Raw genomic sequence first — 20933 nt, forward strand, 5'->3', positions numbered from 1 at the left:
GCGCCTGCCGAACCGAAGGCCGGGGCGGCGGCCGTGGTCGGCGGTCCGGGCGGGCCGAACCCCGCCACCCGGGGCGCTCTCCGGCGCCGGGTCCGCCGTGCCGGGGCGCGGCGCGGCCACGACGGGCGCTGCCGCGCCGCGCTATGGGTGGTCGTCGCGCTCCTCCTCGTCACCCTGGTCGGCCGGCTCGCCGGGGCCGGCGGCCGCCCCGCCGCCATCGTCGGCCCCCGCCGCCAACGGCCGGGGGCGGGCGCGGTGTTGCCGCCTCCGGGCGGAAGGGCGGCGTTCCGTTCCTGCCCCAGCGCCGGCAGCGCCGTACCTCCGACGCCGCCACGCGGCACGGCCCCCTGCCAGTCGGCCCGCACACCGTAGGGATCCGCGATCTGCCCCGGCGGCGTGCTCCCGGAACGGGGTTGGTCACCACGACCGGGCTGCACCACATCACCGAGGGGAACAGCACCCGGCGGAAGCGAGACGCCGGGGCCGGGGCCGTACGCCGACCGCCCCTCACCGCCCGGCGGAAGTTCGACGCCGTTGCCCATGGCGTACGGCGACTGAAGCCCACCGCTGCCCGAGTCGTACGGCGGTGTCGGCCCCCCGGTCATCGCCGTGGGGTCGCCCTCGGGCGCCGGGCGGGCGCCGGGCAGGGCGGCGCGGCCGTGCTGCTGGGCCTCCTGGACCCGGGCGGCGGCTCGCGCGCCCGCGCGGTACGCGGCGATCGCCCCGGCACGCGCGGCCCGGACGTCCCCACCGGTCTCCACGGGCCTGCGCTCGATCGCGGCCGACGCCCCCGCGCCGTTCGCCGCGTCCCCGCCGATTCCCGGCAGCCCACCGGCCTCCCGCGCCTCGATGGCGGCCCGTCGCGCCGCCTCGGGGTCAACAGCACCCGCCTGGGCGGCGGCACCACCGGGACCGGCCGCTCCACCGCTCACGGCACCACCGGGCCCGCCGAGAGCCCCTGGGCCACCCGCCCCGCGCCGGTCACCGAACTCCCCGCCGCCCTCCTCGGCCGGCACCGGGTCGTAGCCGCACAGTGCCTCCTCGGCCGCCCCGACCGCGAGGCCGGTCAGCATCACACGGCCGTCGTCGCAGACGAGGACCGTGCGGGCGGTGATGTTCCGGTGCACCCAGCCGTGCGCGTGCAGCACCCGCAGGGCCATGAGGACGTCGGAGGCGACCTCGGCCGCCCGGTACGGCGTCAGCGGCTTCTCCGTCAGCAGCGCCGCCAGTGGCCGCGCGGCCACCAACTCGCTCACTATCCAGAGCGACCCGCCCTCGGCGAACACGTCGAAGACCTGGTCGAGCCGGGCATGGTCGGGTATCGAAGCGGCGGCCTGCGCGGCCTCCACGGCCCGCCGCACGGCCGGATCGGTGGGCCGTCGCGTGCTCGTACGCGCCGCCGACCGTCTAACTCCCCGCTCCCTCGGATCCCTCGGATCCCTTGCGGTGAAACCGTCGGGCAGCCCCTCCGCGTCGAGCACCTCCGCCTCGACGACCTCGGGCAACGGCACCTGCCGGACCAGGACTTCCTGGCCGCTGTAGGTGTCGAAGGCCCGGCTCTCGGTCAGTTCGTACTCGTCGGAGGGCGGCAGCGGCAGGCGGTAGCGGTCGGCGAGTACCCGTCCCGCATAGTCGTCCACGTTGCCTCCCCCGGCACTCCGGATCGGTCAATTCCGTTCGCCCCGCGTGCCGTTCCGCCCATACCTGGATGCGTACGGTCCGCAAGCCTTCACGATACGTGCCGGAGGCAACCCGCAAAGAGGGGATGCCAGATCTCACGCCTCAAACGCGGGTCGGGTCACTTCACGATTTCGGTTCGAATGTCTCGGCGAGGGTCTGCCACGTGTCCTTGCGCAGCTCACTGCCCCAATTGGCGGCTTTCGCCGTGTACATCAGCGCATATCCGAGATGGTCGTTGACGACGAACCCCCGGTCGATCGTCCGGTACTTCGTCCCGCCCTCGACATAGGTGAACTCCCAGTCGGCCGCCAGCCAGCCCCGGTAGTTCACCTTCGCTATTCGGACCCGGTCGTACTGGGAACGCGCCATGTACTGCTCCTGGCTCTTCCAGTCCGCCACCGGGTCACCCTTCGGCGTGGACGTCCAGGCGACCAACAGCTTCTGCCCGTCAGGGCCGGTGAAACGATCCCCCGCCGAGCCCGACGTCTGGAACTTCCACCCCTTGGGCAGCCCGATCGCGTACCCCTGACCGCCCTTGTACGTCGACTCCGCCGTGCTGTCGCCCGCGGCGGAACCGTCGTCCTCACTACCGCCCTCGCTACCGCCGGTCGCGGTCGGGCTGTTGCTCGGCGTCTGCCCGGCCGCCGCACCCGACCCCGCGGACTCGGTCGCCGTACCGTCCGTCTGGGCGCCACCGCTCTCGTCCTCCTTGGTGGAGGCACTCGCGCTCGCACTGGCGGAGGGCTTGGTGCCACCGCCCGCCGAACTCTTGGAGGAGTCGTCGTCACCATTGAGCACGACGGCCAGCACGACCGCGACCACGGCGAGCACCACGACCACCGCGATGATCACCAGCGTCCGCTTCGGCACCACATCGGTGAGCGGCGCCCTCGGCACGGGCCGCGGCGGCAGATCCGCCGGCGGGGTCATCACGGGCCACCCCGAACTCCGCCCACCACCAGCCGCTTCGCCTCCGGCTCCCGAGCCGGTACCGGAGACACCCACGCTGCCGGACCCCGAGACAGCCGTCCCGGACGAAGCCGGCTTCGCCTCCGAACCCGACCCGACAGCACCCGTCCCCGCAGCACCCGCCCCAGAACCCGCCGCACCACCCGACGAACCAGAGGTACCCGACGAACCCGATGAACCCGAAGTACTCGTCCCGCTCCCGGACTTGGCCCGAGCCGCAGCCGCCGTACCGGCCGCCCCCGCGGCCACCGCCGCCTTGCGCACGGAACGGAACGCCCCGCGCAACCGCTCCCCGCCCTCACCCGCACCCCGGTCGGGCTGCGGAGGCAACGGCACGACCTTCGTCGCATCCGACGCAGGCTCCGGCTCCGGCTCGTCCTTGGGCTCGGGCGCGTGGATCACCGCGTTGAGCATCACGCGCGCACCGGCGTCGTCGAGCCGCTTCTCGGGATCCTTGGTGAGCAGCCCGTAGATGACGTCCTTCAGCGGACCCGCGTTCTTCGGCTCCTCCATCGGCTCGGTCATCACCGCGGTCAGGGTGGCGATCGCCGAGCCCTTGTCGTAGGGCGGCACCCCCTCGACCGACGCGTACAACAGCCCGCCCAGCGACCACAGGTCGGCGGCCGGACCCGGCTTGTGCCCGCGGGCGCGCTCCGGGGAGATGTAGGAGGGGGCACCGACGAGCATGCCGGTCGAGGTGATGGACGGGTCGCCCTCCACCTGGGCGATGCCGAAGTCGGTGAGCACGACCCGGCCGTCCTCGGAGATCAGCACGTTGGACGGCTTCACATCGCGGTGCAGGATGCCCTCACGGTGCGCCGAACGCAGCACGTCGAGCACCGCGAGCCCGACCTCCGCCGCACGCTTCGGCTCCAGCAGGCCGTCCTCACGGATGGCCTCGGCGAGCGACTTGCCCTCGACGAGCTCCATCACGATCCAGGGCCGGTCGTCCTCCTCGACCACGTCGAAGACGGTCACCGCGCTGTTGTTCCGGATCCGCGCGATCGCCTTGGCCTCACGCAACGTCCGCGTGATCAGCCGACGCTTCTCCTCCTCGTCGATATTGGAGGGGAACCTCAGCTCCTTCACCGCGACGATCCGACCCAGGGTCTCGTCCTCGGCACGCCACACCGTGCCCATGCCGCCGCGGCCGAGCACTGCTCCCAACCGGTACCGCCCGGCGAGGAGACGTTCGCTCTTGTCCTGACGGGATGCTCCCGCCCGCTCCGCCTCCGACATGCGTCCCCTCATACAACCCGCCCTGACAGAGCCTCCATTGTCCCTCACCCGACAAGTGCCCGACGCCCAGGGTGCCCCTGTGGACCGGCCGCCCGCCATGAGGACCCAACACCCGCACCCCCATGAACACGGCGCGCCACGGACCCTCACACCAGGGTGACGACCACACGCCCCGCACCACGAGGCCCGCCCCACCCGCAGACCGCCGGAAGACCGGATTCCGCCACCCTGCATGATGGGCCGAACACAAGGAACCGCCACGGGACCGATCGCCTCACGAACAACCACCGCACAAGGAACCACCGCACGGCGGACCGCCGAACGAGCAACCCCGCATGACGGCCTCCCCGCACAGGGAACCACCGCACGATGGACCTGGCACGAAAGGAGCCCCGCATGAAGGCCACCCTGCATCAAGGTCGCCCCACATGAAGGCCACCACCCATGCAGACCACCCCGCATGAAGGCCATCCCGCATGCAGGTCGCCCCACATGAAGGTCCGCCCTACAAGACGCCCCACCGCACAAGACGCCTCGCCACCCCAGACGCCCCGCCGGATGAACCACCCCTGACGATCCGCGACAAGGGAGGGACCCCCATGCCGCCGTTGCGGACACTACTGGCCGTACCTGTGTCCCTCGCGCTCCTCGCCCTGGCCCCCGCCGCCTCCACCGCACCCGCGCCACCCCCGACGGACGCGATCCTCCCGCTGCTGGTCACCGCGGGTGGAGCCCCCGCCGCCGCCCTGCTGGCCCGCGAGGAGACCGGTACCCGCTACGCCGAGGCAGGACAGAGCATCGCCCGCTCCGACCACTTCCGCGCCGGCAGCCTCACCAAGACGTTCCTCGCGACGGTCGTCCTCCAACTGGCCGAAGAACACCGGCTGTCCCTGTCCGACACCGTGGAGCAGCATCTGCCCGGCCTGGTGCGCGGAGCCGGCAACGACGGCCGCACGATCACCCTGCGCGCCCTGCTCACCCACACCAGCGGCCTGTACGACTTCGCCACGGACACCAAGGGCACGGTCCCCCTCTCCCCTCCTCAAGCCGTACGGATCGCCCTCACCCACCCTCCGACCACCCCGGGCCGCTACTCCTATTCGAACACCAACTACGTCGTGCTGGGCATGGTCGTCGCGCAGGTCACCGGCCGCTCCTACGCCACCGAGGCCGAGCGCCGCATCATCGCTCCGCTGCGTCTGAAGAACACCTCCTTCCCTGGGTCCCGCACCTCTCTCCCCACTCCGCACGGCCGCGCCTACGACACCGACGGATCCGATGTCACCGCTCTGGATCCGCGGGTCGCCGGGGCCGCCGGCGAGCTGGTGACCACGCTCGCCGACCTGGACCGCTTCTACGCGGCGCTGCTCGGCGGTGAACTGCTGCCCCCGCGCCGGCTGCGCGAGATGCGTGACACCCGCACCGCACAAGGCCTGTACGGCATGGGGCTGTTCCCGGTGAAGCTGCCGTGCGGCACCACGGTGTGGGGGCACAACGGCCGGATCGCCGGCAGTTACGTGCGCACCGCGGCCACCGTCGACGGCCGTCGCGTCCTCACCTTCCGTGTGAACGCGACCGTGATCGCAGACCCCGACCTCGAACCGGCCCTGCTCGCCGCCGAGTTCTGCCCCCGCACCTCGTAGAACGAGCGGCCCCCGAACGAAGATCCCGGCCCACCACACTCGTTCGAGTGACGTAGAACCGGGATCCCGAGCGAACCGGGCCGCAAGCACGCAGGACCGGGACACAAGCCCGCAAGGCCAGGCCTCAAGCACGCAGGGCCAGGCCCCAAGCGCTCAGGGCCGGCCCACAAGCGCGCAGAGCCCTACAGCGGCACGATGTCCGGCGCCCCCAACCGAGCCGCGTCGGCCGTCAGGTCATCGGGCTGCCGCTGCGACTCCCGCTCCGCCTCCACCCGCTTCTCGTAGTGCTGGATCTCCCGCTCGATGTGGTCCTTGTCCCAGCCCAGCACCGGCGCCATCAACTCGGCGGCCTCCCGCGCACTCCGCGTCCCGCGGTCGAAGGTCTCGATGGAGATCCGCGTCCGCCGGGTCAGCACGTCGTCCAGATGCCGTGCCCCCTCGTGGGAGGCGGCGTACACGACCTCGGCACGCAGATAGTCCTCGGCGGCCTGCAACGGCTCCCCGAGTGAGGCATCCGCCGCGATGAGGTCCAGGACCTCCTCCGCCAGCGAACCGAATCGGTTCAGCAGATGCTCCACCCGCACCACGTGCAGCCCCGTCCGGGCGGCGATCCGCGCTCGCGCGTTCCACAGCGCCCGGTATCCCTCGGCGCCCAGCAGCGGCACGTCCTCGGTGACGCACTCGGCGACCCGCAGATCGAGCGCATGCACGGCCTCGTCCACGGCGTCCTTGGCCATGACCCGGTACGTCGTGTACTTGCCGCCCGCCACGACCACGAGCCCCGGCACGGGATGCGCCACGGTGTGCTCACGGGACAGCTTGCTGGTGGCGTCCGACTCCCCGGCCAGCAACGGCCGCAGACCGGCGTACACGCCCTCGACGTCGTCGCGCGTGAGCGGCACGGCGAGCACCGAGTTCACGTGTTCCAGCAGGTAGTCGATGTCCGCGCTGGACGCGGCGGGGTGCGCCTTGTCGAGGTCCCAGTCGGTGTCGGTCGTGCCGATGATCCAGTGCCTGCCCCACGGGATGACGAACAGCACGGACTTCTCGGTGCGCAGGATCAGCCCGGTGGTCGCGTGGATGCGGTCCTTGGGTACGACGAGGTGGATGCCCTTGGAGGCCCGTACGTGGAACTGGCCCCGCTCGCCCACCATGGCCTGCGTGTCGTCGGTCCACACACCCGTGGCGTTGACGATCTGCTTGGCGCGGACCTCGTACTCCCCGCCCGCCTCGACGTCCTGCACCCGGGCGCCGACGACGCGTTCCCCCTCGCGGAGGAAGCCGGTCACCCGGGCACGGTTGGCGACCTGCGCGCCGTACGCCGCCGCCGTGCGCACCAGGGTGGCCACGAAGCGGGCGTCGTCCATCTGGGCGTCGTAGTACTGGAGGGCGCCGACCAGTGCGTCCTTCTTCAAGGCGGGCGCGATGCGCAGTGCGTGACGGCGGCTCAGATGCCGGTGCATCGGCAGGCCCCGCCCATGTCCGCGGGCCATCGACATGGTGTCGTAGAGCGCGACGCCGGAGCCGGCGTACAACCGCTCCCAGCCCTTGTGCTGGAGCGGATACAGGAACGGCACCGGCTTCACGAGGTGCGGAGCGAGCCGCTCCAGCAACAGGCCGCGCTCCTTCAACGCCTCCCGGACGAGGGCGAAGTCGAGCATCTCCAGGTAGCGCAGGCCGCCATGGATGAGCTTGCTCGACCGGCTGGAGGTGCCCGACGCCCAGTCACGTGCCTCGACCAGGCCGACGGACAGCCCGCGCGTCACCGCGTCGAGGGCGGTCCCGGCGCCGACCACGCCGGCGCCCACCACCAGTAGGTCCAGCTCGCGCTCGGCCATGGATGCGAGTGCCTCGGCTCGCTGCGCCGGCCCCAGTGTCGCTGTCCTCACCGCTGCCTCCCGCTCTCGGTCACACCGGTCTCACCCGTGAGGAGTGACCCGGTCCGTATCCCCCATGCCCAAATTCTGACCGGCTTGCCCGACTTCAGCCACCAGTCACCCCCAGCCTGTGGACAACTTCCACAAGACGTAGGCCAATGCTCAAGAGACTCCTGCACGAAGACACAAGGAATCAATCTCGTATTTCGGTCAGATTTACTCTTAGTCTGACATTGCGCTCGCTCATCCAGTCCACAGGGCTTGCGCACCTGTCCCGCTTCGGCTACTGGGAAGGACGGTCCAACGCCATGCCCGCAGATCTCGCCGTCATCGGACTCGGCCCCTACGGACTACCCCTGGCCCAGGCCGCCGTCGCCGCCGGCATCCCCACCCTCGGATACCGCACCGGACCCGAGTCCGGCTCCCTCAGCCCCGCCGAACTGCGCCGGATGCTCTCGGGGGGCTTCCGGCCGACCACCTCCCCCGCCGAGCTCGGCCGGGTGCGCACCGCGGTCATCTGCGCGCCCACCCCGCGCGGGACGGACGGCGGGCTCGACCTCACCCAGGTGGAGTCCGCGGCCCGCACCCTGGCCGCCCATCTGCGCCCGCACACCACGGTCATCCTGGAGTCCCCGGTCCCCCCGGGCACCACCGAGGACCTCCTGCGCCCCCTCCTCGAAGCGGGCTCGGGCCTCCGCGCGGGCCGCGACTTCCACCTCGCCTACTCCCCCAGCCGCGTGGACCCCGGCAACCGCGACTTCACCCCCGCCAACACCCCCAAGGTGATCGGCGGCCTCACCCCCGCCTGCACCGAGTCGGCGGCCGCCTTCTACTCACGCCTCACCGACAAGGTGGTACGCGCGCGTGGCCCGCGGGAGGCGGAGACGGTCCAGCTCCTGGAGACCAACTACCGCCACGTCAACATCGCGCTCGTCAACGAGATGGCCGTCCTCTGCCACGACCTCGGCGTCGACCTGTGGGACGTCGTCCGCTGCGCGGAGACCAAGCCCTTCGGCTTCCAGTCCTTCCGCCCCGGCCCCGGTGTCGGCGGCCACGCGGTCCCCCAGGACCTGACCGGCGCCCCCGTCGGCCGCACCCTGCGCATGGTGGAACTCGCCCAGCAGGTCAACAGCCAGATGCCGCGCTACGTCGTCCAGCGCGCCGCCGCCCTCCTCAACGAGCACGGCAAGTCGGCGCGAGGCGCCCGCGTCCTCCTGCTGGGCGTCACCTACAAGCCCGACCTCGCCGACCAACAGGCCACCCCCGCGCGCGAGATCGCGATCCGCCTGATGGAACTCGGCGCCGCGGTCAGCTACCACGACCCCCACGTCCCCTCCTGGAACGTCCTGGACCGCCCGGTCCCCCGCGCGGACTCCCTCTACGAGGCCGCCGCCGACGCGGACCTGACAATCCTGCTCCAGCAGCACCGGACGTACGACCTCCAGGGCCTGTCGGTGAAAGCACAGCTGTTGCTGGACACGCGCGGGGCGACGCCGACGGGGGCGGCGCACCGTCTCTGACGGCGAAATTGGCTGGTGAACGCGGTAGGTGTGCCTGCTACCCTTCGGCGACTCGCCTCCCGGCGGGCCTCGTCGCACAGTCGTGCGCACACCCCTTTCCGCTCGTTCGCCAGTCCCATGGGGGGATCTCTGTCATGACCCAGCCAACCCCACCGCCGCAGCCCACCGACGGCAACCCGTTCGCCCAGCAGCCGGCCCCGGTACCCCCGGCCCCGGTACCCCCGGCCCAGGGCAACGTGGGCCTCGGCCTGGTCACCGCCGTCGTCGTGGCCCTGGTCACCGCGCTCATCTACGGCGCCATCCTGAAGTCCACGGAGTACGAGATCGGTTACGTCGCGGTCGGTGTCGGCTTCGCCGTCGGTTTCGCCGCCGGCAAGGTGGGCGGCGCGAACCCCGTCCTGCCGATCGTGAGCGCCGTCCTGTCCCTGGGCGCGGTCTACGCCGGTCAGATCCTCGGCATCGCGATGATCGGCGCCGACGAGTCGGGCATGAACATCGGCACCATCCTCACCGATCACTTCAGCCTGGTGACGGACGTCTGGAGCGAGGAGGCCGACGTCCTGACCTTCGTGTTCCTGGGCATCGGCGCCTTCGCCGCGTTCTCCGGCGCGAAGAAGGCCGTGGCCTGAGCATGGTGCCCGTACCCGTATTCCTCCTGCTGCTCGGCCTCGCGGCCGTCGGACTGGGCGGCCGCTGGGCATTCAACGTGCGCGGGGCAGCCGATGCCTGGGCGGAGCGCGCCAAGGTCAACACCGAGCTACGGGCCGCGGCCGCGGGCGACCTCGGCCCGCCCCGCCCGGTGTGGACGGCCCGCCGTTACCGCGTGCAGGGCGCCCGCATGTTCGCGTGCGGCCTCGTCCTCCTGGCGGCAGCCTTCCTGGAGCTCTGGCTCTGAGGCCACGCGGCACACGAAAGGGCCCGCCCACCTCCCCGGTGGACGGGCCCTTCGACGTCGTACGACTACCGCTTGTGCTGCGAGTCCGCGACCGTCACCTCGACGCGCTGGAACTCCTTCAGCTCGCTGTACCCGGTCGTGGCCATGGCCCGCTTCAGGGCGCCGAAGAGGTTCATGGAGCCGTCGGGGGTGTGCGACGGGCCGGTCAGGACCTCCTCGACCGTGCCGACCGTGCCGAGGTCGACCTTCTTGCCGCGCGGAAGCTCCTCGTTGACGGCCTCCATGCCCCAGTGGTGGCCCTTGCCGGGCGCGTCCGTGGCACGGGCGAGCGGGGAGCCCATCATCACGGCGTCCGCGCCGCAGGCGATCGCCTTGGGAAGGTCGCCGGACCAGCCCACGCCACCGTCCGCGATCACGTGCACGTACCGGCCGCCGGACTCGTCCATGTAGTCACGGCGGGCAGCCGCCACGTCGGCCACCGCCGTCGCCATCGGGACCTGGATGCCCAGCACGTTGCGCGTGGTGTGCGCGGCGCCGCCGCCGAAGCCGACCAGGACGCCCGCGGCGCCGGTGCGCATCAGGTGCAGGGCGGCGGTGTAGGTGGCGCAGCCGCCCACGATCACCGGGACGTCGAGCTCGTAGATGAACTGCTTCAGGTTCAGCGGCTCGTGCGAACCCGACACGTGCTCGGCCGACACCGTCGTACCGCGAATGACGAAGATGTCCACGCCGGCGTCGACGACGGCCTTGGAGAACTGCGCCGTGCGCTGCGGGGAGAGCGCGGCCGCGGTGACCACGCCCGAGTCACGCACCTCCTTGATGCGCGCGCCGATCAGCTCCTCCTTGATGGGGGCGGAGTAGATCTCCTGGAGGCGCCGGGTCGCCGTCTCGGCGTCGAGGCCGACGATCTCGTCGAGCAGCGGCTGCGGGTCCTCGTACCGCGTCCACAGGCCCTCGAGGTTCAGCACGCCGAGGCCGCCGAGCTCGCCGATACGGATCGCGGTGGCCGGGGAGACGACCGAGTCCATGGGGGCGGCCAGGAACGGCAGCTCGAAGCGGTAGGCGTCGATCTGCCAGGCGATCGAGACCTCCTTCGGGTCGCGCGTACGACGGCTCGGGACGACGGCGATGTCGTCGAAGGCGTACGCCCGGCGGCCGCGCTTGCCGCGCCCGATCTCGATCTCAGTCACGTGTGTGGCCTTTCCCTGATGCGTTGCAGCGCCTTCCAGTATCCCCGACGGGTACGACAAGGGCGGCCCCGGATGCTCCGGGACCGCCCTCACGCGCGCGTGGCGACTACTTGCGCTGATTACTTACGGCTGTAGTTCGGCGCCTCGACCGTCATCTGGATGTCGTGCGGGTGCGACTCCTTCAGACCCGCCGACGTGATCCGTACGAAGCGGCCGTTGGCCTGGAGGTCCGGCACCGTGCGGCCGCCGACGTAGAACATCGACTGGCGCAGTCCGCCGACCAGCTGGTGGACGACCGAGTGCAGCGGGCCGCGGTAGGGCACCTGGCCCTCGATGCCCTCGGGGACCAGCTGCTCGTCGGAGGCGACGCCCTCCTGGAAGTAGCGGTCCTTGGAGAACGACTTGCGCTCGCCGCGGGTCTGCATGGCGCCGAGCGAACCCATGCCGCGGTACGACTTGAACTGCTTGCCGTTGATGAACAGCAGCTCGCCCGGGGACTCCTCGCAGCCCGCGAGCAGCGAGCCGAGCATCACGGTGTCGGCGCCCGCGACCAAGGCCTTGGCGATGTCGCCGGAGTACTGGAGGCCGCCGTCGCCGATGACCGGGATACCGGCCTCCTTGGCGGCCAGCGAGGCCTCGTAGATCGCGGTGACCTGCGGGACGCCGATGCCGGCGACGACACGGGTCGTACAGATGGAGCCGGGGCCCACGCCGACCTTGATGCCGTCCACGCCGGAGTCGATGAGCGCCTGGGCGCCGTCACGGGTGGCGATGTTGCCGCCGATGACGTCGACGCCCGCGGAGTTCGACTTGATCTTGGCGACCATGTCGCCGACCAGCCGGGAGTGGCCGTGCGCGGTGTCGACGACGATGAAGTCGACGCCTCGCTCGATCAGGGCCTGGGCACGCTCGAAGGAGTCACCGGCCACGCCGACCGCGGCACCGACGAGCAGCCGGCCCTCGGCGTCCTTCGCGGCGTTGGGGTACTTCTCCGCCTTGACGAAGTCCTTGACGGTGATGAGGCCCTTGAGGATGCCCGCTTCGTCGACCAGCGGCAGCTTCTCGATCTTGTGCTTGCGCAGCAGCTCCATGGCCTCGACGCCGGAGATGCCGACCTTGCCGGTGACCAGCGGCATCGGCGTCATGACCTCGCGGACCCGGCGGGAGCGGTCGCTCTCGAAGGCCATGTCACGGTTGGTGACGATGCCGAGGAGCTTCTTGCCCGGGTCGGTGACCGGGACGCCGCTGATGCGGAACTTGGCGCACAGCGCGTCGGCCTCGGCGAGCGTGGCGTCCGGGTGCACGGTGATCGGGTCGGCCACCATGCCGGACTCGGAGCGCTTCACCAGGTCGACCTGGTTGGCCTGGTCCTCGATGGAGAGATTGCGGTGCAGAACACCGACGCCGCCCTGACGGGCCATCGCGATCGCCATACGCGACTCGGTGACCTTGTCCATGGCGGCGGACAGCAGCGGGATGTTCACCCGCACGTTCCTGGAGACGTACGAGGCGGTGTCGATCTCGTCGGGCGCCATGTCCGACGCGCCCGGCAGCAGCAGCACGTCGTCGTAGGTCAGCCCGAGCGTCGCGAATTTGTCAGGCACTCCGTCGACGTTTGCAGTCATGACACCTTCCCCAATGGCCTTGATCGGTGCGGATGTCCATGCTAACGGGAAGGAAGGGTCCCGAATTCCACGGTTCCGTCCGGCTACCGGCTTCGTATGTTCGTACGGAACTCAGGTACGGCCTGTTCACCGAAGGAACGAAGACACGGCAGCACAACGGCGTGACAGCGCAACGGCACAACGGCCAGGGACTACTGCTCGGCGAGCGCCCGCAGTCGGCTGAGCGCCCGATGCTGAGCCACCCGCACCGCCCCGGGTGACATTCCCAACATCTGCCCGGTCTCCTCCGCCGTCAGCCCGACCGCGATCCGCAGCAGCAACAGCTCCCGCTGGTTCTCGGGAAGGTTGGCGAGGAGTTTCTTGGCCCATTCGGCGTCACTGCTGAGCAGCGCCCGCTCCTCGGGACCGAGGGAGTCGTCGGGCCGCTCGGGCATCTCGTCGGACGGCACGGCCGTGGACCCGGGCCCCCGCATGGCCGCACGTTGCAGGTCGGCGACTTTGTGCGCGGCGATGGCGAAGACGAAGGCCTCGAAGGGCCGACCGGTGTCCCGGTAGCGCGGCAGGGCGAGGAGCACCGCGACACAGACCTCCTGCGCCAGGTCCTCCACGAAGTGGCGCGCGTCGCCGGGCAGCCGTGACAGACGGGTGCGGCAGTAGCGCAGCGCCAGTGGGTGGACATGGGCGAGCAGGTCGTGTGTCGCCTGCTCATCCCCGTCGACGGCGCGGTGAACGAGCCCACCGATCACCGTCGTCTCGTCCTCGCGCATCGGTCCATGGTGCCTTGCGGCAGTTTCCTCTGTGGCATCACGCCCGATGTTGTGCACCGAAGCGTTATGAGCAGGTGCGCCGGAACTCATACCCTGCGCCCTCCCCTTCCGCTCGACCGACTCGTCCCCGAGAGACTCCACACCTCAAGGATGCGGCATCGGCGCCGAAACAAGCACCGGGCACGATTACCCGCGCCCCGACAGGGGCGCGGGACGAGACATGTGCGGCTCCGCCGCGTGGGCGCGACCAGCCACGACGCACCCGCAGCCGAGCTCTTAGCGAACCAGGCCCCATCGGAACCCGAGTGCCACGGCATGCGCCCGGTCGGAGGCACCCAACTTCTTGAACAACCGCCGAGCGTGCGTCTTGACCGTGTCCTCGGAGAGAAACAGCTCCCGCCCGATCTCCGCGTTGGACCGCCCGTGGCTCATGCCTTCGAGCACCTGGATCTCACGCGCGGTGAGCGTGGGCGCCGCCCCCATCTCGGCGGACCGCAGCCGCCGCGGAGCCAGCCGCCACGTCGGGTCGGCGAGGGCCTGCGTCACCGTCGCCCGCAGCTCCGCGCGCGAGGCGTCCTTGTGCAGATACCCGCGCGCACCCGCGGCAACGGCCAGCGCGACCCCGTCCAGGTCCTCGGCCACGGTGAGCATGATGATCCGCGCACCGGGGTCCGCGGACAGCAGCCGCCGCACGGTCTCGACGCCGCCCAGACCGGGCATGCGTACGTCCATCAGAATCAGGTCCGAGCGGTCGGCGCCCCAGCGGCGGAGGACTTCCTCGCCGTTGGCCGCGGTCGTCACGCGCTCGACGCCGGGCACGGTCGCGACCGCGCGGCGGAGCGCCTCTCGGGCAAGCGGGGAGTCGTCGCAGACGAGGACGGATGTCATGGCCGCCCTCCGCAGCTGATGCACGTCACCTTGAGCCTCCAGGCTGGTACGAAATCGTCACCTGTGCGGTCGACCGTCTCGGACGCTTGCCCGAGCGCTTTGTGTTTCAACCGCCTCCGCACTCTCAACGACGGTCACTCGAAAGAGTTACGGGGCCGTGTGCCATCTTCGGCACTCTACGTGAGGGTGCGGACACGGTGCAGACATGCACGACGGACCCACAACGTTTCATCACAACCAGTGCCCCATTTAGCTCTATTTCTTCCCATTTACTGGTGTCTGAGGCTAGATTCGCAATGAGTCATATTTTCATCTCCTTAGATCGCAGATGTACGGTCGTAGACACCGTAAGCGCCACAGAACGGCAACAAGGGGTCACGCAATGGCAGATTTCTCCCGCCTTCCCGGACCGAACGCGGACCTGTGGGACTGGCAGCTCCTGGCTGCCTGCCGCGGGGTGGACAGCTCGCTCTTCTTCCATCCGGAGGGCGAGCGAGGAGCGGCCCGGAGTGCTCGCGAGAACTCGGCCAAGGAGGTCTGCATGAGATGCCCGGTCCGCGCGCAGTGCGCGGCGCACGCACTGGCCGTGAGAGAGCCGTACGGCGTGTGGGGCGGGCTGACCGAGGACGAGCGCGAGGAGCTGATGGGACGGGCACGCAACCGGCTGGTGACGGCGTCGTCGGTCGGCGGGCACACCGTCTCGAACAACTGAAGGAACGTTTCTGCCAGAAGGGCACGCGTACGCGTGCCCTTCCTTACTTCCGGCCCGCCGCGTGTGCGAGCTGGTCCAGGGTCGCGGCCACCGCGGGCACCTGGGCCAGATCGGGCAGGGTCAGCGCGACGATCTCCCGTCGCACGGCCGGTTCCAGCGTGACGGTGCGCGCGCCGCGCGGCCGTACGGACTCGACGGCGAGCTGCGGCAGCACGGCCACGCCGAGGCCGGCGCCCACCAGTCCCACCACCGCCGGATAGTCGTCGGTCGCGAAGTCGATGCGGGGTGTGAACCCGGCGCCCTCGCACACCTGGACCAACTGCCCCCGGCAGCGCGGACATCCGGCGATCCAGGGCTCCCGCGCGAGCTCCCCGATCGCCACGGACCCGGCGGCCGCGAGCCGATGCCGCTCCGGTACGAGGGCGACGAGACGGTCCCGCAGCAGTGGCCGTACGACGAGGTCGTCCCACTCCCCCTCCTGGGCCGCCCCCTCGTACCGGAAGGCGAGCGCGACATCGCAGTCGCCTTCCCTCAACATCGCGACGGACTGCGGGGGTTCGGCCTCCTCCAGGGAGACACGTGTGCCCGGGTGCGCGGCACGCAGCGCCGCGAGAGCGGTCGGTACGAGGGTGGAGCTGCCGCTGGGAAAGGAGACGAGCCGCACCCGCCCGGCCCGCAGGCCGGCGATGGCGGCGACCTCCTCCTCCGCCGCCGTCAGTCCGGCGAGGATCCCGGCGGCGTGCCGCACCAGCGCCTCCCCCGCCTGCGTCAGCCGCATCTCGCGGCCGCTGCGGACGAGCAGCGGGGTGCCGACGGACGTCTCCAGGGCCTTCATCTGCTGGCTCACGGCGGGCTGGGTGCAGCCCAGTTCGCGGCCGGCGGCGGAGAAGGAGCCGGTGGCGGCGACGGCGCGCAGGACACGGAGGTGGCGGGCTTCGATCACAGGTCGAGGATAAGGGAACCTTTGATACGACGCCCGATATCGCGTCGCGGCTTTGGCGCCTGGTGGCCTACCGTGCCGTCATGAAGCTACTGACTGTGAACCTGGGCCATCGGCAGACCGTTCCGTACACGGACCAGCCGGAGGGCGTGACCGGCATCGACAAGCGGCCGGTGGACGAACCGGTGCGGATCGCGACGCCCGGGCCCAAGGGGGTCGGGGCGAGCGGGGTGACCGGGGACGCGGTGTGCGAGACACGGCACCACGGCGGCGACGACCAGGCGGTGTACGCCGTGGCCCGCGAGGATCTGGACGACTGGGAGCGGGAGCTGGGCCGGACGCTGAGGAACGGCGTCTTCGGCGAGAACCTCACCACCCAGGGTCTGGACGTGTCCGGCGCGCTGATCGGCGAGCGCTGGCGGATCGGGGCCGAGGTGATCCTGGAGGTGACCTGCGGCCGTATCCCCTGCGACACCTTCCAGGCCCACATGGGTGAGAAGCGGTGGGTGAAGCGGTTCACGCAGAAGGCCGCGCCGGGGGCGTATCTGCGGGTGATCCAGCCGGGCGAGATCCGTTCCGGCGACCCGATCGAGATCGTGCACCGCCCGGATCACGACGTGACGGTGGCGGTCCAGTTCCGGGCGGTGACGACCGAACGGGCGTTGCTGCCAAGGCTGTTGGCGGTGGGGCCGGCGCTGCATCCGGAGTCGCTGGCGAAGGCCCGGAAGTACGTGGAGAAATACGGATCCTGACACCGGGTCCCGACACCCTTCCTGACACCGGTTCCCGCACCTCGGCCCGACCGGATGCCCGAAATCCAGGTCATTAACCTTGCGTCATGACAACGGCATTGATTACGGGATCGACCGCGGGCATCGGTGCCGCGTTCGCACGGCGGCTGGCGGCCGACGGACACAACCTGGTGCTCGTGGCCCGCGACACCAAGCGGATGAGCGAACAGGCGACCGAACTCCACGACCGGCACGGCGTCGAGGTGGAGGTCCGTACGGCGGATCTGGCCACGGACGACGGCATCGAGTCGGTGACCACCCGCCTCTCCGACCGCCGCAACCCGGTCGACCTCCTGATCAACAACGCGGGCTTCGGCAACAAGGGCCGCTACCTCGACGTCTCCATGGCCGACGAGCTGAAGATGCTCAAGGTCCACTGCGAGGCGGTGCTGCGTCTCACGTCGGCGGCGACGGAGGGGATGCGCGAGCGGGGCCGGGGCGGTGTCGTGAACGTCGCGTCGGTGGCGGCGTTCGTCCCGCGCGGCACGTACGGGGCGTCCAAGGCATGGGTCGTGCAGTTCACCCAGGGCGCGGCGAAGGACCTCGCGGGGAGCGGGGTACGGCTGATGGCCCTCTGCCCCGGCTTCGTCCGCACCGAGTTCCACGAACGCGCCGGCATGGGCACCGACAACATCCCCGGCTGGATGTGGCTCGACGCGGACAAGCTCGTGGCATCCGCGCTGAACGACCTCGCACGGGGCAAGACGCTGTCGATCCCGGATCCTCGGTACAAGGCGCTGATGGGAGTGGTGAAGGTGGTGCCTCGGGGGTTGCTCGGCGGGGTCACCTCTAGGACGGGGCGGAAGTACGGGCCTCAGTAGGGGTCTGTCGGCGCGGCGGTGCGGCCGTTCCCCTCAGGGCGGGGAGGGCATGGACCCGGTCGTCCTGACGGAGGGCGTGTACCGCCGCGGCTGCCCCGCCTTCGGCTACAGGGACGAGAACGTTGCCGTCTGATGCGAACTCGTCCGACAGGTCTGCGAGTCGCTCTGCCGCCGCGCCTCCATGGGCCCGTGATGGCAAAGAGCGGGACAATGGTGTCGTACAGCCGGACCCAGGGGGCCGGAGGCGAGGACATGACGTTCGTACAGCTCATTGATTGCAGGACCAGCCGCTTCGACGAGATGAACCGGCTGATGGACACATGGGTCGAGCAGACCAAGGGGAAACGGACGGCGACGCACACCACCATCGGGAAGGACCGGGGGGACGCTTCGCACTTCGTCGAGATCGTGGAGTTTCCGTCGTACGAGGAGGCGATGCGGAATTCCGGGCTGCCGGAGACCGACAAGATCTTCCGGGAGATGGTCGCTCTGTGCGACGAGATGCCGACCTTCACCGACCTGGACGTGGTGCGGGACGAGCAGCTGTACGCGACCACCGCTCGACGGTTCTTCGAGACGCTGGCCGGGAGCGGGGAGCTGTCGGCGCTCGGGGACCTGGTCGCCCCGGAGTACCACGATCACGATCCCGCCAACGACGAGGACGTCGTCGGGCTGGACGGCGTACGGGAGGAAGTCGAGATGTGGCGGGGGGCGTTCGACTTCGGGTTCACGGTCCACGAGCAGATCGCCCAGGGCGACCGGGTGTGCACGCGGTGGACGTGGAACGGGACCCACAACGGGGAGTTCTTCGGGATTCCCGCGAGCGGGAAGCGGGTCACCATGACCGGGACCACCATTCACCGGTGCGCCCCGGACGGGCGGATCGCCGAGGGTTGGTGGCAGTACGACCGGCTCGGGCTGATGGGGCAGCTGGGGATGCTGGACGACCTGGAGCAGTAGGGCTGCGGGCATGGGGAAGCCCCCGGTCGCCGAGGCGGACCGGGGGCTTCCGTCAGACTCGCGGAGCCTTAGTGGGAGTGGCCGTGGCCGTGACCGGCGGCGGCCGGCTCCTCCTCTTCCTTCTTCTCGACGACCAGGGTCTCGGTCGTCAGGAGGAGGGAGGCGATGGAGGCGGCGTTCTCCAGGGCGGAGCGGGTGACCTTGACCGGGTCGATGACGCCGGCCTTGACCAGGTCGCCGTACTCGCCGGTCGCGGCGTTGAAGCCCTGGCCCTTGTCGAGCTCGGCGACCTTGGAGGTGATGACGTAGCCCTCCAGGCCGGCGTTCTCGGCGATCCAGCGCAGCGGCTCGACGACGGCCTTGCGGACGACGGCGACACCGGTGGCCTCGTCGCCGGCCTTGCCCAGACCGCCCTCGAGCACCTTCGCGGCGTGGACGAGCGCGGAGCCACCACCGGAGACGATGCCCTCCTCGACCGCGGCGCGGGTCGCGGAGATGGCGTCCTCCAGACGGTGCTTCTTCTCCTTCAGCTCCACCTCGGTGGCGGCGCCGACCTTGATCACGCACACGCCGCCGGCCAGCTTCGCGAGGCGCTCCTGGAGCTTCTCACGGTCCCAGTCGGAGTCCGTGTTCTCGATCTCGGCCTTGATCTGGGCGACGCGGCCCGTGACGTCCGCGGAGTCACCGGCACCGTCGACGACCGTGGTGTCGTCCTTGGTGATCGTCACGCGGCGGGCGGAGCCCAGCACGTCCAGACCGGCCTGGTCGAGCTTGAGGCCGACCTCCTCGGAGATGACCGTGGCGCCGGTGAGGACCGCGAGGTCCTGCAGCATCGCCTTGCGGCGGTCACCGAAGCCGGGGGCCTTGACCGCGACCGCGTTGAAGGTGCCGCGGATCTTGTTGACGACCAGGGTGGAGAGCGCCTCGCCCTCGACGTCCTCGGCGATGATCAGCAGCGGCTTGGAGGCACCGCCCTGGATGACCTTCTCGAGGAGCGGCAGCAGGTCCTGGATCGAGGAGATCTTGCCCTGGTTGATCAGGATGTACGGGTCGTCGAGGACGGCCTCCATACGCTCCTGGTCCGTCACGAAGTACGGGGACAGGTAGCCCTTGTCGAAGGCCATGCCCTCGGTGAAGTCCAGCTCCAGACCGAAGGTGTTGGACTCCTCGACGGTGATGACGCCGTCCTTGCCGACCTTGTCCATCGCCTCGGCGATGAGCTCGCCGACCTGCGAGTCCTGGGCGGACAGCGCGGCGACGGCGGCGATGTCGGCCTTGTCCTCGATCGGACGGGCGGTGGCGAGGAGGTCCTCGGAGACAGCGGCGACGGCCGCGTCGATGCCCTTCTTCAGGGCGGCCGGGGAGGCACCCGCGGCGACGTTCTTCAGGCCCTCGCGGACCAGCGCCTGGGCGAGCACGGTGGCGGTGGTCGTACCGTCACCCGCGATGTCGTTGGTCTTGGTCGCCACCTCCTTCACCAGCTGGGCACCGAGGTTCTCGTACGGGTCGTCGAGCTCGACCTCACGGGCGATCGTGACACCGTCGTTGGTGATGGTGGGGGCGCCGAACTTCTTGTCGATGACGACGTTGCGGCCCTTGGGGCCGATCGTCACCTTGACCGTGTCGGCAAGCTTGTTGACGCCGCGCTCGAGGGCGCGACGGGCGTCCTCGTCGAACTTCAGAATCTTCGCCATGGGAGCGGTTCAGCCCTCTCGGAAAACGTGGGTGAAACGAACTGCGCCCCGGACGCCCGGCTTCATAAGATCGCGGGGGCCCGGGGCGCAGCTCACAAGCAGAATGTGCTTGAGATGAATTACTTCTCGATGATCGCGAGCACGTCGCGAGCCGAGAGGACGAGGTACTCCTCGCCGTTGTACTTCACCTCGGTGCCGCCGTACTTGCTGTACAGCACGATGTCGCCGACGGCGACGTCGAGCGGAAGACGGTTACCGTCCTCGAAGCGGCCCGGACCCACGGCGAGGACGACGCCCTCCTGGGGCTTCTCCTTCGCGGTGTCCGGGATGACCAGGCCAGAGGCGGTGGTCTGCTCGGCGTCGAGCGGCTGGACCACAATGCGGTCCTCGAGCGGCTTGATGGCAACCTTGGAGCTGGTGGTCGTCACGATCCGACCTCCCCCTTCGGAGATCTCACGGGGTTAACTGTCTGAGGTGGCGACCAGGTGGATCCGTCGTCGCGGGTGCCGGACCTGCCCGTCGCTATTGGCACTCTCCAGGGGGGAGTGCCAGACCCGAGACTATGACTGCGATTAGCACTCGGTCAAGCGGAGTGCCAATTCACTGCGGCGCGGCGGTCCGAGGACACCGTCCCCGCGGACACCCCTGACCGTCCCCTCAGACATCCCGACCGTCCCCCCAGACGTCCCCACGGGTGCGTGCCCCTACAGATAGTCCTCCAG

The 20933-nt window shown here is 70.3% G+C and carries 18 protein-coding genes; 8 read left to right on the plus strand and 10 right to left on the minus strand.

The window, feature by feature from the left end; all coding sequences use genetic code 11:
- Together HLK59_RS36575 and HLK59_RS36580 are read right to left on the minus strand one after the other, a co-directional pair.
- Positions 1-1640, minus strand: a 1640-nt coding sequence (locus HLK59_RS36575) for a protein kinase (protein WP_346779893.1), incomplete at its 3' end; no start/stop codon positions are given.
- Between the two features lie 163 nt (positions 1641-1803).
- A complete protein-coding gene (locus tag HLK59_RS36580) occupies positions 1804-3888 on the minus strand; it encodes a serine/threonine-protein kinase (protein WP_171145929.1) in 2085 nt (694 codons plus the stop codon).
- Positions 3889-4487: 599 nt separating this feature from the next.
- Here HLK59_RS36580 and HLK59_RS36585 point away from each other — a divergent pair.
- Positions 4488-5531, plus strand: coding sequence for a serine hydrolase domain-containing protein (locus HLK59_RS36585; protein WP_171145930.1), 1044 nt, complete (start codon positions 4488-4490; stop codon positions 5529-5531).
- 182 nt (positions 5532-5713) lie between these two features.
- On the opposite strand, the gene HLK59_RS36590 is transcribed toward HLK59_RS36585, so the two are convergent.
- Complete coding sequence (locus HLK59_RS36590; RefSeq protein ID WP_171145931.1) at positions 5714-7420, minus strand: glycerol-3-phosphate dehydrogenase/oxidase; 1707 nt, start codon at positions 7418-7420, stop codon at positions 5714-5716.
- 296 nt (positions 7421-7716) lie between these two features.
- On the opposite strand from HLK59_RS36590, the gene HLK59_RS36595 reads away from it, so the two are divergent.
- The 3 genes from HLK59_RS36595 (at position 7717) to HLK59_RS36605 (ending at position 9823) form a co-directional block, all read left to right on the plus strand.
- Positions 7717-8928: a nucleotide sugar dehydrogenase gene (locus tag HLK59_RS36595; protein WP_171145932.1), complete on the plus strand. Its 1212-nt coding sequence runs from the start codon at positions 7717-7719 to the stop codon at positions 8926-8928.
- 134 nt (positions 8929-9062) lie between these two features.
- The gene (locus tag HLK59_RS36600) at positions 9063-9557 is read left to right on the plus strand and encodes a hypothetical protein (protein WP_171145933.1); all 495 of its coding nucleotides are present in this window, start codon (positions 9063-9065) and stop codon (positions 9555-9557) included.
- A 2-nt stretch (positions 9558-9559) separates the two neighbouring features.
- On the plus strand, positions 9560-9823 hold the full coding sequence (locus tag HLK59_RS36605; protein ID WP_171145934.1) for a hypothetical protein: 264 nt from the start codon (positions 9560-9562) through the stop codon (positions 9821-9823).
- A 65-nt stretch (positions 9824-9888) separates the two neighbouring features.
- Here HLK59_RS36605 and HLK59_RS36610 read toward each other — a convergent pair whose 3' ends face one another.
- From HLK59_RS36610 to HLK59_RS36625, 4 genes are all read right to left on the minus strand, one after another.
- Positions 9889-11013: a GuaB3 family IMP dehydrogenase-related protein gene (locus tag HLK59_RS36610; RefSeq protein ID WP_171145935.1), complete on the minus strand. Its 1125-nt coding sequence runs from the start codon at positions 11011-11013 to the stop codon at positions 9889-9891.
- Positions 11014-11132: 119 nt separating this feature from the next.
- The gene (guaB, locus tag HLK59_RS36615; protein ID WP_171145936.1) at positions 11133-12638 is read right to left on the minus strand and encodes an IMP dehydrogenase; all 1506 of its coding nucleotides are present in this window, start codon (positions 12636-12638) and stop codon (positions 11133-11135) included.
- 191 nt (positions 12639-12829) lie between these two features.
- On the minus strand, positions 12830-13405 hold the full coding sequence (locus HLK59_RS36620) for a sigma-70 family RNA polymerase sigma factor (protein ID WP_059192858.1): 576 nt from the start codon (positions 13403-13405) through the stop codon (positions 12830-12832).
- Positions 13406-13681: 276 nt separating this feature from the next.
- Complete coding sequence (locus tag HLK59_RS36625) at positions 13682-14293, minus strand: response regulator transcription factor (RefSeq protein ID WP_003948568.1); 612 nt, start codon at positions 14291-14293, stop codon at positions 13682-13684.
- A gap of 382 nt (positions 14294-14675) precedes the next feature.
- Here HLK59_RS36625 and HLK59_RS36630 point away from each other — a divergent pair, with 382 nt between their 5' ends.
- A complete protein-coding gene (locus tag HLK59_RS36630) occupies positions 14676-15005 on the plus strand; it encodes a WhiB family transcriptional regulator (protein WP_171145937.1) in 330 nt (109 codons plus the stop codon).
- Between the two features lie 43 nt (positions 15006-15048).
- On the opposite strand, the gene HLK59_RS36635 is transcribed toward HLK59_RS36630, so the two are convergent.
- Positions 15049-15948 (minus strand): LysR family transcriptional regulator, encoded by a 900-nt coding sequence (locus HLK59_RS36635; protein ID WP_171145938.1) that lies wholly within the window; start codon positions 15946-15948, stop codon positions 15049-15051.
- A gap of 80 nt (positions 15949-16028) precedes the next feature.
- Between HLK59_RS36635 and HLK59_RS36640 the strand changes: the two genes are divergently transcribed.
- The 3 genes from HLK59_RS36640 to HLK59_RS36650 all read left to right on the plus strand — a co-directional run bounded on the left by HLK59_RS36640 (position 16029) and on the right by HLK59_RS36650 (position 18517).
- Positions 16029-16697: an MOSC domain-containing protein gene (locus HLK59_RS36640; RefSeq protein WP_171145939.1), complete on the plus strand. Its 669-nt coding sequence runs from the start codon at positions 16029-16031 to the stop codon at positions 16695-16697.
- A gap of 86 nt (positions 16698-16783) precedes the next feature.
- Positions 16784-17557 carry an SDR family oxidoreductase gene (locus tag HLK59_RS36645; RefSeq protein ID WP_171145940.1) on the plus strand — a complete coding sequence of 258 codons (774 nt, stop codon included), beginning with the start codon at positions 16784-16786 and terminating at the stop codon, positions 17555-17557.
- Between the two features lie 252 nt (positions 17558-17809).
- Complete coding sequence (locus HLK59_RS36650; RefSeq protein WP_171145941.1) at positions 17810-18517, plus strand: ester cyclase; 708 nt, start codon at positions 17810-17812, stop codon at positions 18515-18517.
- A gap of 68 nt (positions 18518-18585) precedes the next feature.
- Here HLK59_RS36650 and groL read toward each other — a convergent pair whose 3' ends face one another.
- Positions 18586-20211: a chaperonin GroEL gene (gene groL, locus HLK59_RS36655; protein ID WP_171145942.1), complete on the minus strand. Its 1626-nt coding sequence runs from the start codon at positions 20209-20211 to the stop codon at positions 18586-18588.
- 119 nt (positions 20212-20330) lie between these two features.
- On the minus strand, positions 20331-20639 hold the full coding sequence (groES, locus tag HLK59_RS36660) for a co-chaperone GroES (RefSeq protein ID WP_171145943.1): 309 nt from the start codon (positions 20637-20639) through the stop codon (positions 20331-20333).
- Positions 20640-20933: the final 294 nt, after the last annotated feature.

This window comes from Streptomyces sp. S3(2020) (genome assembly GCF_013044505.1).
Taxonomy (GTDB): Bacteria; Actinomycetota; Actinomycetes; order Streptomycetales; family Streptomycetaceae; genus Streptomyces.

Excerpts from the sequence above, each read along its gene's own strand:
- HLK59_RS36580 (WP_171145929.1), bottom strand. The coding sequence starts at position 3,888 with ATGTCGGAGGCGGAGCGGGCGGGAGCATCCCGTCAGGACAAGAGCGAA.
- HLK59_RS36585 (WP_171145930.1), top strand. The coding sequence starts at position 4,488 with ATGCCGCCGTTGCGGACACTACTGGCCGTACCTGTGTCCCTCGCGCTC.
- HLK59_RS36595 (WP_171145932.1), top strand. The coding sequence starts at position 7,717 with ATGCCCGCAGATCTCGCCGTCATCGGACTCGGCCCCTACGGACTACCC.
- HLK59_RS36600 (WP_171145933.1), top strand. The coding sequence starts at position 9,063 with ATGACCCAGCCAACCCCACCGCCGCAGCCCACCGACGGCAACCCGTTC.
- HLK59_RS36605 (WP_171145934.1), top strand. The coding sequence starts at position 9,560 with ATGGTGCCCGTACCCGTATTCCTCCTGCTGCTCGGCCTCGCGGCCGTC.
- guaB (WP_171145936.1), bottom strand. The coding sequence starts at position 12,638 with ATGACTGCAAACGTCGACGGAGTGCCTGACAAATTCGCGACGCTCGGG.
- HLK59_RS36620 (WP_059192858.1), bottom strand. The coding sequence starts at position 13,405 with ATGCGCGAGGACGAGACGACGGTGATCGGTGGGCTCGTTCACCGCGCC.
- HLK59_RS36625 (WP_003948568.1), bottom strand. The coding sequence starts at position 14,293 with ATGACATCCGTCCTCGTCTGCGACGACTCCCCGCTTGCCCGAGAGGCG.
- HLK59_RS36630 (WP_171145937.1), top strand. The coding sequence starts at position 14,676 with ATGGCAGATTTCTCCCGCCTTCCCGGACCGAACGCGGACCTGTGGGAC.
- HLK59_RS36640 (WP_171145939.1), top strand. The coding sequence starts at position 16,029 with ATGAAGCTACTGACTGTGAACCTGGGCCATCGGCAGACCGTTCCGTAC.
- HLK59_RS36645 (WP_171145940.1), top strand. The coding sequence starts at position 16,784 with ATGACAACGGCATTGATTACGGGATCGACCGCGGGCATCGGTGCCGCG.
- HLK59_RS36650 (WP_171145941.1), top strand. The coding sequence starts at position 17,810 with ATGACGTTCGTACAGCTCATTGATTGCAGGACCAGCCGCTTCGACGAG.
- groL (WP_171145942.1), bottom strand. The coding sequence starts at position 20,211 with ATGGCGAAGATTCTGAAGTTCGACGAGGACGCCCGTCGCGCCCTCGAG.